Genomic DNA, 12,647 nt, shown 5'->3' on the forward strand with positions numbered 1-12,647 from the left:
AGCTTTTGAGGGCATCAACTGCCAGTTCGCGCTTTTTCTTTTTGGCCTAGAAACCCGACGTGCCGATGAACACCTGGATGAAGGCGAAGAAGATCGTGGCGATGACTGCCACATAGAGCAGCGCTGTGATGATCCATCCGGCGTCGCCGAGAATTTTGGCCACACCCGCCGGCGCCGGGATGGCCCCGCGAACAACGTTGCGGACGGTGACCCAGACGAAGAGGGGAATCATGGCAGCCCACACCACCATGCAGAACGGGCACAGGATGCGGATCTCGTAGAGCGCCTGGAACCACAGCCACACAACGAAGGCGAAACCGAGCGTGACGCCGGTCTGCAGTCCCAGCCAGTACCAGCGGCTGAAGCGGGCGCCGGACAACAGCGCCATGCCGACGGTGATGATCACGGCGAAGGCCACTATGCCGATGAACATGTTGGGGAAGCCGAAGACCGAACTTTGCGGCGTTTGCATCACCTGGCCGCAGGAGATCCACGGGTTCACGTCGCAGACGGTGGTGTGGTTGGGATCCTTGAGAACCTCGAGCTTTTCCAGCACCAGTATGCCGGAAGCGATCCATCCCACGATGCCGGTGATGACCAGCAGCCAACCGAACGGGCGGTCACGCGTCATGGCCGGTCCTGCGGCCTCGGCAGCTGCCGGGTGACGCAGGGTCTCGTCGGCGTAGTCGTGCGCGGAATCCGTGCCGGTGGAAGACGGAATGCTGGGCATGGGGTGGCGTCCTTTGTCTGGGGTGCTCCTGCCCAGATTGTATCGCCGCAGTCTGGGTGCAAGCTTGGTGCGGCGGGCGCTCCCGGCTCCCTTGACTGTGTTTGTCACACAATGACGGCGTTTTTGAACTGCTGTGTGAGAGAATGAACGTGGCTGGAACGCGAACCACATTCGGGTTCCAGTCCGGTGGCTTGTTCCCAAGACCGCCAATGAGACGCAGCGGAGGCCCGGATAACGGAAATCCTGCCTCCGCATTCCATTGGACGGCACCTGGTTGTGGATTGCAGAAACAACGGGTTCCAGTAACATTCCCGCCGGCCTTTCAGGGCTGCCGCACCCCACTGCCGGTGCGAACCTGAGGGTATCCAATTGACTTCTGTCAACGCCTGCGGGTTTTGACAATATGTGCCCCAACGGGTGCCGGATGTGGCGGCATGTCAGGGGCAGGAGTGTCGCCACATATGGATAATGACCAGGTAAACGCCGTTAACGAAGATCCGGCCGCCAGCGGGGAAGCGGAAGCTCCCAAGAAGGCCACCCGCACACGGCGCAAGGCAGCGCCGAAGGTAAAGGAATCCGAGACCCAGGCGTCGCTGCCGGAACCGGCGCTGCAGGAGCCTGTCCTCGGCGAGCCCGCGCTGTCGGCTGAGTCCGTAGTGTCGGAACCCGTGGATGCAGCGCATTCTGAAGTGACGGCGGTGGAAGCTGCCGTTGCGGAGGCCAAAGCCCCGGTGCGTCGCACGCGTTCCCGCAAGAAGGCCGCGGACGAGCCGCTCCCCGCGTTCGCCGAAGAGGCGGGCGCCGAGGCAGCCGCCGGGGCACCCGCCGAGGCAGCCGCCGGGGCACCCGCTGAAGCGGCCGCCGTCGAGCCCGCCAGTGCCGAGCCGGCCGGAGAACCTGAAGCGAAGCCAGCGCGCCGCCGCCGCGTTGCCAAGCCCAAGACCGCAGAGCCCCAGACTGCGGAGCTCGCCACCGAACAGCCCGCCACTGAGGAGCAGGCAGCGCCCGCGTCAGCGGCGCCCGCCTCCGCAGAAGCCGCCGAAGCCGCAGCGGCCGGGTCCCCTGCTGAAACTTCTGCCGTGGAAACTCGGGTCGAAGAAACGCCGGTCGCAAAAATCCAGGCGGAGACAGCCGCCGCGCAGGCCGCCGAAGCTGAAGGCGCCGAGGATGCAGCCGAGACCGAGGAGGAGCCGTCGCCGGCCGCTCCGGCAGGATCCCTCTTCCTGGAGCCGGCATCGGTCACGTCGATCATCTTCCAGGCGCCCGACCTCAACACCGTGATCCGCCCGGCTGCCACTCCCGCCGCGGAGGACACCGAGGCCGAAGGCGGCGAGGACGAGCAGGAGGACGAGGGCGGACGCCGCCGCCGCCGCAGCCGCGGCCGCCGGGGGCGGAATCGCGCTGACCGTGACGTCTCGGAGCGCGACGATTCCGGAGCCGACACCGAGGGCGCAGACGCGTCCGAGGATGCAGACGAAGAGACCGTGGGCCAGGGCGACGAAGGTGTGACGTCCCGCCGCCGGCGCCGCCGCCGCCGCGGTGACCAGGACCTCGAGCTCACCGGCGGGGGAGACGACGATCCCCCCAACACGGTGACCCGCGTCCGGGCCCCGCGCGTTCCCAGCGAGCCTGTTGTCAGTAACCGGGTGACCAGCGTCAAGGGCTCCACGAGGCTCGAAGCGAAGAAGCAGCGCCGCCGTGAATCCCGCGACACCGGCCGCCGCCGCACCGTCATCACCGAGGCCGAATTCCTGGCCCGCCGCGAATCAGTGGACCGGCAGATGATCGTGCGCCAGCGCGACGACAGAATTCAGATCGGTGTCCTCGAGGACGGCGTGCTGGCCGAGCACTTCGTGTCCAAGACACAGCAGGACTCGCTGATCGGCAACGTCTACCTGGGCAAGGTCCAGAACGTCCTGCCGTCGATGGAAGCGGCCTTCGTTGATATCGGCCGCGGCCGCAATGCTGTGCTCTACGCCGGTGAAGTGAACTGGGAAGCCGTTAACCTCGAGGGCAAGCAGCGCCGGATCGAGAACGCCCTGAAGTCGGGGGACTCCGTCCTCGTCCAGGTCACCAAGGACCCCGTGGGCCACAAGGGTGCACGCCTGACAAGCCAGATCTCCCTGCCCGGGCGCTACCTGGTGTACGTGCCCGGCGGTTCCATGACGGGCATCTCCCGCAAGCTGCCCGACGTCGAACGCAACCGCCTGAAGCGGATCCTCAAGGACCGCCTGCCCGAGGATGCCGGCGTCATCGTCCGCACAGCGGCCGAGGGCGCGTCGGAGGAAGAGCTGACGCATGACATCAACCGCCTCCGGGCGCAGTGGGAGGGCATCGAAAGCCAGGCGAAGTCCACCAAGGTCCTCGCTCCCGAGCTGCTGTACGGCGAACCGGACCTGACCATCAAGGTTGTCCGCGACGTCTTCAACGAGGATTTCTCCAAGCTGATCGTCTCCGGCGACGAAGCCTGGGACACGATCGAGGCCTACGTCACCTACGTTGCCCCGGACCTTGTCGGGCGGCTTGAGAAGTGGACCAAGGACCAGGACATCTTCTCGGCCTGGCGCATTGACGAGCAGATCCACAAGGCCCTGGACCGCAAGGTGTTCCTGCCCTCCGGCGGTTCACTAGTCATTGACCGCACGGAGGCTATGACCGTGGTGGACGTCAACACCGGCAAGTTCACCGGCAGCGGCGGCAACCTCGAGGAAACCGTTACGAAGAACAACCTGGAGGCGGCAGAGGAAGTTGTCCGCCAGCTGCGCCTGCGGGACATCGGCGGAATCATCGTGATCGACTTCATCGACATGGTTCTGGAGTCCAACCGTGACCTCGTGCTGCGCCGTATGGTGGAGTGCCTGGGCCGCGACCGCACCAAGCACCAGGTGGCGGAAGTGACCTCACTGGGTCTCGTCCAGATGACCCGCAAGCGCATGGGCACCGGCCTGCTGGAAGTCTTTGGCGAACAGTGCGAGGTATGCGCCGGCCGCGGCGTGGTGACGCACGACGAGCCCGTGGAACACCGGCGGGCGAACGTTGTTGCGGCCGAGCACCACGTTCCGCGGGCGGAGCACCAGCCCGCCGTGCGGACCGAACGCAAGAGCCGCCGGCGCGGCAAGGGTGGTCAGGTTCCTGCGGAAACGGGCCCCGCCGCACCCGCCGCGGTCCACCATGAGCCGTCGGAGGCTGAGCGCCACGCCAAGGCTGAGGCGACACGGGCCGCACTCGCCAACATCGCGGCCGCGGCCCATGCAGCGCATCTCCATGAGGACGCCGCGCACCAGGCCGCGTCCGCCGGAGCACAGCGCTCCGTCCCTGCCCCGGCGCCGTCCGGTCCGGAAAGCCCGGCGGTGCACCGTACCCCGGAGACGGAGAGCGTTTCAGGCCGTCCCGGCGCCGTGCTGACCTTTGGCGGCGAGAAAGTCGTGCTTCCTTTCGTCGAGCACGCCGGCGAGCCGGCCTCCGAAACTCCTGCCCTGACGCTGGACCGGCTGGAGGAGGCGTTCGCGCACCTCGGCGCGCCGGCCGTTCCCGCTGAGGAGCAGCCGACGGCGGACCGCGCACCTGCCGCGGGGGAGACGCCTGCTGCCGAGCCGGCAGCGCCGGCCGGAACGCGACCTGCCCCGGCAGGTGCGGACCACGACGCCGACCGGTTCGCTGACCACTCGGCGGTGCAGACCCGCACGCGCCGGCCGCGCCGCAACCGCAGTGCCAGCCGGGCTCAGGGCGCAGCCAATGAGACGTCCGTGGAACACCACGAGACCGCCCCGGCATCAGCAGCCGGGCACTCGCACGAAGCCAAGGCGCCGGTTTCAGGGAGCGCCGCTGCCCCGAAGCCTGCCAGCGAACCGATCATTCTCGGCGTCGGCGTGCCTGCGTCCGAGCTCTGAGCTGGACGGGTTCCCGCTTTAAGCTGATCTGATGCAACGGGCCGGTGCCGCAACTGCGACACCGGCCCGTTGTGCTTCAGCGCCAGAGCGGCCGCGGGCTGTTGCCCCGGCAATTGCGGGGCTGCCGGTCGCAAACTGCAACGCAGTGCCCGCAGGGCAGCAAACCGCTAGGCTGGGGGACTGACACGGGGTGCCGCGCACGGAGCCGGCTGAGATCCAAACCCGTTGAACCTGACCGGTTAGCACCGGCGAAGGGATGTCTCCTTTGTCTTCACTATCTGCCCTGAACCTTGTCCAGCCTGCAACGCCTGAGGCTGTGCCGCCCATCCGCAGGATTCCCCGCGTCCTGGCCATTGCCGGCTCGGACCCGTCCGGCGGAGCCGGCATCCAGGCGGACCTGAAAAGCATCGCGGCCACGGGTGGCTACGGAATGGCGGCCATCACGGCACTGACCGCCCAGAACACCCGGGGCGTCAGCGCCGTCCATCTCCCCCCGGCCGAGTTCCTGACGGCACAGTTGACCGCCATCAGTGACGACATCGCCGTGGACGCCGTAAAGATCGGCATGCTGGGCGACGCACAGGTGATTGCCGCGGTGCGGGTCTGGCTGGAGAAGGTGCGCCCCGGCGTCGTCGTTCTTGATCCCGTGATGGTGGCAACCAGCGGGGACCGGCTTCTGCAGGAGTCCGCCGAGGCGGCACTGCAGGAACTCCTGCCGCTGGCCGACCTGATCACGCCCAACCTCGCCGAGCTTGCGATGCTGCTCGGGGAGCCGGTGGCCTCCACCTGGCCGGACGCGCTGGAGCAGGGCAAACGGCTGGCCGCCGAAACGGGGGCCACCGTCCTCGTCAAAGGGGGGCACCTGGACGGTGCCGACTGCCCCGACGCCCTGGTGAATACGGGCGGCGCCCTGTCGGCCGATGTCGTCGTGGTGGACGGCCAGCGGGTGCCGACCCGCAACAGCCACGGGACCGGATGCTCCCTGTCCTCGGCGATGGCCACTATGCAGGCCCGTGTGGGCGACTGGGAACAGTCACTCCGCACCGTCAAGCCCTGGCTGGAAGAGGCCCTCCGCTCCTCCGGGCAGCTTGAGGTGGGACACGGCAACGGGCCGGTCCACCACTTCCACCACTTGGCGTCCCCGGGTGCTGGCGCTGAGGGCAGTTTCGCCGACCTGCTCCATGCGGAGGCCGCCGCGGATCTCGACGCGATCTACGGCCTGGGCTTTATCCGCGGGCTGGCTGAAGGCACGCTTCCCGAAAGCGAGTTCGCCTATTACCTCGCACAGGATGCCATCTACCTCAACGGATACTCGCGCGTCCTGGCACGGGCCAGCGCGCTGGCTCCCACCGAGGCCGAGCAGCTCTTCTGGGCCCGTTCTGCGCAGCAGTGCCTCGAAGTGGAGTCCGAGCTGCACCGCAGCTGGCTCAGCACCCGGATGGTGCTGCCTGACCTCGGGCCGGTCACCAAGGCTTATGTGGACCACCTGGTGGCGGCGTCTGCCTCGGGGAGCTATGCCGTGCTGGTAGCCGCGGTGCTCCCGTGCTTCTGGCTTTACGCCGAAGTCGGGGAGACCCTGCACTCCGAATTCCTCGCAGCCGGCGCCCCCGAAGGACACCCGTACGCTGAGTGGTTGCGCACCTACGCCGACGAGGGCTTTGCAGAGGCCACCCGGCAGGCCATCGCCATCACCGACGCCGCGGGCCGCGCGGCGTCCGACGCGGAACGCAGCCTGATGCTGACGGCATTCAGGCAGTCCTGCCGCTACGAGGTCGATTTTTTCGACGCGCCGCGGCTCCACAGCTGAACGGTCTCCGGCGCAGGAGCCGGTAAGATAAACGCGCACGGTGACGGCAGGTCGGTGCAACAGCCCTGTGGTGGTTATCACGGACAACCCGCCGAAACCAGCCTCATTTGCGGCCGAAGACGAAATTAGCGTATTCTAGATCTTCGGTGCTTACGCCAACACTTGGGTTATGACCCCGGGAACGGTCCTTTTGGAATTCCAAACGGCATTGTTCCGGGGATAGCTCACGGATTCCCCCGGGGAATCCACGGCGTTGAGGCACAGCGAGAGCCGGACCAAACACCTTTGGACCCAGGTTCCGCACGCAAATTTAGTAATAAACGTCGAGAGAAGTGAGTTCCCAAGTGGTGTACGCGATTGTCCGCGCAGGCGGCCGCCAAGAGAAGGTTTCCGTTGGAGACTTCGTTACCCTGAACCGCGTCGCCGGTGGAGCCGGCAGCACCATTGAGCTGCCCGCACTGCTCCTGGTAGACGGTGACAAGGTCACATCCGCAGCTGCGGACCTGGCCAAGGTAACTGTTACGGCTGAGATCCTCCAGGACCTCCGTGGTCCGAAGATCGTCATCCAGAAGTTCAAGAACAAGACCGGTTACAAGAAGCGCCAGGGTCACCGTCAGGAACTGACCAAGGTCAAGATCACCGGTATCAAGTAACCTCTGGTTACTGTTCAGGTTTTCAGCAGATTCCCCAGAATTTAAAGGCAGGCATTCCAAATGGCACATAAAAAAGGCGCGAGCTCCACTCGCAACGGTCGTGACTCCAACGCCCAGTACCTCGGCGTCAAGCGCTTCGGCGGCCAGGTAGTTTCCGCAGGCGAAATCATCGTCCGCCAGCGTGGCACCCACTTCCACCCCGGTGCAGGCGTTGGCCGCGGTGGCGATGACACGCTGTTCGCACTGCAGGCAGGCGCTGTCGAATTCGGCACCCGCCGCGGCCGTCGAGTCGTGAACATCGTTGCTGCTGCAGCTGCAGAGTAACAACAGGATCTGAACCGGTGGAGCGGGCCATGATGGCCCGCTCCACTGGTCTTTTAACCGCATTACAATCAATTTGGGCGTCCAGAACGTCCGGATTAAGCACAGAGGAGATTCACCGTGGCGAGCTTTGTAGACCGGGTAGTACTGCACGTATCCGGCGGTACCGGCGGCCACGGCTGTGTCTCGGTGCACCGTGAGAAGTTCAAGCCGCTTGGCGGCCCCGACGGCGGCAACGGAGGCAACGGCGGAGACGTCATCCTCCGCGTGGACTCCCAGACCACCACGCTGCTGGACTACCACCACGCCCCGCACCGGCATGCCACCAACGGCGGGCCCGGCATGGGCGACTGGCGTGGCGGCAAGAACGGCGAAACCCTGATCCTTCCGGTCCCGGACGGCACGGTCGTCAAGACCAAGGACGGCGAGGTCCTGGCGGACCTCGTCGGCGAAGGCACCGAGTTCATCGCCGCGGCCGGCGGGCTCGGTGGACTGGGCAATGCGGCGCTGTCGTCCCAGAAGCGCCGGGCGCCGGGCTTTGCTTTGCTCGGCATCGAGGGCGAGTCCAGCGACATCGTGCTGGAACTGAAGTCCATCGCAGATATCGCCCTGGTCGGCTTCCCGTCCGCCGGCAAGTCAAGCCTGATCGCCGCCATGTCCGCCGCGAGGCCCAAGATCGCCGATTATCCTTTCACGACGCTCATCCCCAACCTCGGCGTCGTGCAGGCCGGCGACGTGCGGTTCACCATCGCCGACGTGCCCGGACTCATTGAAGGCGCGAGTGAAGGTAAAGGCCTGGGATACAACTTCCTGCGCCACGTCGAGCGGTGCGCCGCTTTGGTTCACGTTTTGGACTGCGGTACGCTGGAATCTGACAGAGATCCACTCTCCGACCTCGCCATCATCGAAGCTGAACTCGAAAAGTATGCCGTTGATATGAGCTATGCCGGCAACGACGGCGAGGTTGTTCCGCTGAACCACCGGCCCCGGTTGGTGGCTTTGAACAAGGTCGACCTGCCTGATGGCAAGGACATGGCCGAGTTCGTCCGCCCGGAGCTGGAGTCGAGGGGCTACCGCGTGTTCGAGGTTTCGGCCACGAGCCACGAAGGTCTCCGGCAACTCGGATTTGCCATGGCGGAGATCGTCAAGGCCGCCCGTGACTCGGTGGCCGCAACACCGCCGAAGGTGCACGCGCCTGTGCTGCGCCCCCGCGCAGTCAACGAGGCCGGCTTCAAGATCCGCCGCGAGGAAAAGAACCTGGAGCCGCTGTTCCGCGTTCTGGGTGAGAAGCCCGTGCGCTGGGTCAAGCAGACTGACTTCACCAACGAGGAGGCCATTGGCTACCTCGCGGACCGGCTGGCCAAGCTTGGTGTTGAAACCGAGCTGTTCAAGCAGGGCGCCAAGCCCGGCGACACCGTAGTGATCGGTGACGACGACGGCGTGGTGTTCGACTGGGAGCCGACCATGATGGCAGGCGCCGAACTGCTGGCGTCGCCGCGCGGCACCGATGTCCGCTTTGCAGACATCGGGGACCGGCCCACCCGTGGTCAGAAGCGTGAGGAACAGATCGAACGCCGTGAGGCCAAAGCAGCGGCACGCGCCGAGCTGGAAGCCGAGCGCAAGGCGGGCATCTGGACCGAATCAGTCAGCGGGCGCCGTGCCGCACGGCCGCTCAAGGAGAGTGGACTGAACACCCAACATGAGGAGTGAACCCGCACACGTGTCTGATAATTCCGCAATTGTCATCGAGGAACCAAGAACCGACGACCGCAGCATGCTCGCCAGGGCCCGCCGCATTGTCGTCAAGGTCGGATCGTCGTCGCTCACGAGCATCAAGGGCGGAATCTCCGAAGAGGCATTGATCGAGCTTTCCAATGCGCTGGCCGCGAAGAGCAACGAGGGCACCGAGATCATTCTGGTCTCCTCCGGTGCCATCTCGGCGGGGCTGGCGCCCCTGGGCCTGGTCAAGCGTCCGCGCGATCTGGCGACGCAACAGGCCGCTGCCAGCGTGGGGCAGGGGCTGCTCATGGCCCGCTACACGCACGCCTTTGCGGCGCACGGCGTCACCGTAAGCCAGGTACTGCTGACCGCGGATGACCTGATGAGGCGCAGCCACCACCAGAACGCGTTCCGGGCATTGAACCGTCTGCTGAACCTGGGCGTGGTCCCAGTGGTCAACGAGAATGACACCGTCGCCACGCACAAGATCCGCTTCGGCGACAACGACCGGCTCTCGGCCCTTGTGGCCCACCTGGTCCGCGCCGATGCGCTGGTGCTGCTTTCCGACGTCGACTCCCTCTATGACGGCCCGCCCGCCAAAGGCGCCAAGCGGATCCCGCAGGTTGACGGCCCCCAGGACCTGGAGGGCGTGAACATCGGCAGCCCCGGCAAGGCGGGCGTCGGTACCGGCGGCATGCAAACCAAGGTCGAGGCCGCCACGATGGCCGCCGATTCGGGCATTCCCGCCCTTGTCACCTCAACGGCCAACGCGGCCGCCGCCCTGGCCGGTGAAGATGTGGGAACCTGGTTCTCCGTCAACAGCGGCCGCAAGTCCGTGCGCATGATGTGGCTCGCCCATCTGGCACACGTGCAGGGCCGCCTGATTCTTGACGACGGCGCTGTGAGGGCCGTCCGGGACAATGGCGCCTCCCTGTTGCCGGCGGGTATTACCTCCGTTGAAGGCCACTTTGAATCGGGCGACGCCGTCGAAATGGTTGCGCCCAACGGCACCGTCATTGCCCGCGGCCTGGTCAACTATTCAGCCGACGAACTGCCACAGATGCTGGGCCGTTCCACCGTGGAACTGGGGGAGTCCCTGGGCCGCGGTTTCGATCGTGAAGTTGTCCACGTAGACGACCTTGTTCTGGTCTAACGGCCAGACTCACCTAGACTTGAATGATGACTGAGGCACTGATGAACCAAGCAGCAGAGACATCCACCGACGCTACGCAGGTCCCCTCCACGCCGGAAAACAGCCAGCCCTCACCCGCTGAGGTCGAAGCGGCCGTGTACGCGATCGCCGACCGTTCCCGCCAGGCTGCCCGCAGCATGTCCCGCGCCAACCGCGCCCTGAAGGACAAGGGCCTCCGGGCCATCGGGAGCGCCCTCCTCGAGCGCAAGGCTGAAATCCTCGAGGCCAACAGCAAGGACGTAGAGGCAGGCCGCGCCAACGGAACGTCGGCCGCCCTGCTGGACCGGCTGACCCTCAACGACTCCCGCATCGAGGCCCTCGCCGGCGCCCTGGAAAACCTCGCGGGCCTTCCCGACCCCGTCGGCAACGTCGTCCGCGGCCAGACCCTGCCGAACGGCCTGCGCCTGCGCCAGGTCAATGTTCCCATGGGCGTCGTTGCAGCCATCTATGAAGCACGCCCCAACGTCACCGTGGACATCGCAGGACTCGCGCTCAAGAGCGGCAACGCTGTCATCCTGCGCGGGGGAACCGCGGCCGCGGCCACCAACGAGGCCCTCATCAGCGTCCTTCGTGAGGCTCTCACCGCCGTCGGCCTCCCCGCCGATGCGGTCCAGACCGTGGACCAGTACGGCCGCGAGGGCGCCAACGTGCTCATGCGCGCCCGGGGCCGCGTTGACGTGCTGATTCCCCGCGGCGGGCGTGAACTGATCCAGACCGTGGTCAACAACTCCTCCGTCCCGGTTATCGAGACCGGCGAGGGCAACGTCCACATCTTCGTTGACGAGTCAGCCAGCGAGGACATGGCCGTGGAGATCCTCCTCAACGCCAAGACCCAGCGTCCCAGCGTCTGCAACACGGTGGAAACGCTTCTGGTCCACTCCGGCTCCAAGGTCCTTCCGGCGGTGGCGGCGGCACTGAGCAAGGCCGGAGTCAGGCTCCATGCCGATGAGCGGGTCCGCGCGGCGCTCCCTGCATCCGTCGAATCCGTGCCGGCCACCGATGAGGACTGGGCCACCGAGTACATGGACCTGGACCTGGCCGTGGCCATGGTGGACAGCCTCGACGAGGCCGTGAAGCACATCCGCACGTGGACAACCGGGCACACCGAGGCCATTCTCACCAACGACCTGGGGAACGCCGAGCGTTTCATCGCGGAGATCGACTCTGCTGCGGTGATCGTGAACGCGTCCACGCGCTTTACCGACGGCGGCGAGCTGGGCCTGGGCGCCGAGGTCGGCATCTCCACGCAGAAGCTCCACGCGCGCGGTCCGATGGGCCTCACGGAGCTCACCACCACGAAGTGGATCGTGCAGGGCGAGGGCCAGGTCCGCGGCTAGCACCGCCATTACCGCGTCAAACAACGCGGTAACATATACAGAAGTCCGGAACGGCGGGAAAACGCCGCCGTCGTCATCCTTTCAGCCCTAGGGGAGAAAATGCTGCTCCAGCAGATCGCCTTGTCCGCCGCCCAACACGAAGAACGGGCCCCGCTGTGGGCTGAACCCTGGGTCTTCGGCATTGCGATCTTTGCCATCCTTTTGGTCATGATGTTCGTCACCCTGTCCTACACGAACCTGGGCAACCGCCACACCCCGGTTGACGAGCATGCAGACCCGCACCGCCAGCACCCCAACAAGCACGACCACGGCCAGGGCCGCTAACATTTCCGCCGCATTGCACCACGGCGGCCGGCAAGGCCGGCTGAGGCTGGGCGTGATGGGTGGGACGTTTGACCCCATCCATCACGGCCACCTCGTTGCGGCAAGTGAAGTGGCAGCCAAGTTTGGACTGGACGAAGTTGTGTTCGTCCCGACCGGCCAGCCGTGGCAGAAGTCGAGCAAGAAAGTCAGCGAGCCGGAGCACCGCTATCTGATGACCGTGATTGCGACGGCATCGAATCCGCGCTTCACCGTCAGCAGGGTTGATGTGGACCGTCCCGGTCCCACCTACACCATCGACACCCTGCGTGACCTCCGGCGCCAGCGCCCCGACGCTGATCTGTTCTTTATCACCGGCGCGGACGCCTTGGCTCAGATTCTCTCGTGGAAAGATATCGACGAGCTCTGGTCGCTGGCCCACTTCGTGGGAGTCACGCGCCCCGGGCACGAACTCGACGGCATGGGCCGCGACGACGTCAGCCTCCTGACGGTGCCGGCCATGGCGATTTCCTCGACGGACTGCCGGGCACGGGTGGCCGAGCACAACCCGGTCTGGTACCTGGTTCCGGACGGCGTCGTTCAGTACATCGCCAAGTACGGCCTGTATGCCGCACAGTCGGCCGTACAAACCAGCTCTGAGCTTACCGAGACAGACGATCCCGCCAGCACTGAATGAG

The 12,647-nt window shown here is 66.0% G+C and carries 10 protein-coding genes and 1 riboswitch; of the genes, 9 read left to right on the top strand and 1 reads right to left on the bottom strand.

Features of this window, described 5'->3' with window-relative positions; genetic code table 11:
* Positions 1–46: 46 nt before the first annotated feature.
* Complete coding sequence (locus tag ACIP90_RS00315; protein ID WP_400575741.1) at positions 47–730, bottom strand: vitamin K epoxide reductase family protein; 684 nt, start codon at positions 728–730, stop codon at positions 47–49.
* Positions 731–1,191: 461 nt separating this feature from the next.
* On the opposite strand from ACIP90_RS00315, the gene ACIP90_RS00320 reads away from it, so the two are divergent.
* From ACIP90_RS00320 to nadD, 9 genes are all read left to right on the top strand, one after another.
* Positions 1,192–4,620 (top strand): Rne/Rng family ribonuclease, encoded by a 3,429-nt coding sequence (locus ACIP90_RS00320; protein WP_400575743.1) that lies wholly within the window; start codon positions 1,192–1,194, stop codon positions 4,618–4,620.
* A 176-nt stretch (positions 4,621–4,796) separates the two neighbouring features.
* Positions 4,797–4,894: riboswitch (TPP riboswitch) on the top strand.
* A complete protein-coding gene (gene thiD / locus ACIP90_RS00325; RefSeq protein WP_400575745.1) occupies positions 4,877–6,427 on the top strand; it encodes a bifunctional hydroxymethylpyrimidine kinase/phosphomethylpyrimidine kinase in 1,551 nt (516 codons plus the stop codon). It overlaps the preceding riboswitch by 18 nt.
* A gap of 344 nt (positions 6,428–6,771) precedes the next feature.
* Complete coding sequence (gene rplU / locus ACIP90_RS00330) at positions 6,772–7,080, top strand: 50S ribosomal protein L21 (protein ID WP_003803420.1); 309 nt, start codon at positions 6,772–6,774, stop codon at positions 7,078–7,080.
* Positions 7,081–7,140: 60 nt separating this feature from the next.
* A complete protein-coding gene (gene rpmA / locus ACIP90_RS00335) occupies positions 7,141–7,404 on the top strand; it encodes a 50S ribosomal protein L27 (RefSeq protein ID WP_003803426.1) in 264 nt (87 codons plus the stop codon).
* 117 nt (positions 7,405–7,521) lie between these two features.
* Positions 7,522–9,111, top strand: a complete 1,590-nt coding sequence (obgE, locus tag ACIP90_RS00340) for a GTPase ObgE (protein WP_400575747.1) — start codon at positions 7,522–7,524, stop codon at positions 9,109–9,111.
* Between the two features lie 64 nt (positions 9,112–9,175).
* Entirely contained in the window at positions 9,176–10,273 is a 1,098-nt protein-coding gene (gene proB, locus ACIP90_RS00345; protein WP_400576749.1) for a glutamate 5-kinase, read from the top strand.
* Between the two features lie 26 nt (positions 10,274–10,299).
* Positions 10,300–11,649 carry a glutamate-5-semialdehyde dehydrogenase gene (locus tag ACIP90_RS00350; RefSeq protein ID WP_400575749.1) on the top strand — a complete coding sequence of 450 codons (1,350 nt, stop codon included), beginning with the start codon at positions 10,300–10,302 and terminating at the stop codon, positions 11,647–11,649.
* Positions 11,650–11,748: 99 nt separating this feature from the next.
* Entirely contained in the window at positions 11,749–11,973 is a 225-nt protein-coding gene (locus ACIP90_RS00355) for a hypothetical protein (RefSeq protein ID WP_400575750.1), read from the top strand.
* Complete coding sequence (nadD, locus tag ACIP90_RS00360; protein WP_400575752.1) at positions 11,918–12,646, top strand: nicotinate-nucleotide adenylyltransferase; 729 nt, start codon at positions 11,918–11,920, stop codon at positions 12,644–12,646. The genes ACIP90_RS00355 and nadD overlap by 56 nt, the downstream gene beginning before the upstream one ends.
* Position 12,647 lies beyond the last annotated feature (1 nt).

The sequence above is a fragment of the Arthrobacter sp. NPDC093139 genome (assembly GCF_044754165.1).
GTDB lineage: Bacteria > Actinomycetota > Actinomycetes > Actinomycetales > Micrococcaceae > Arthrobacter.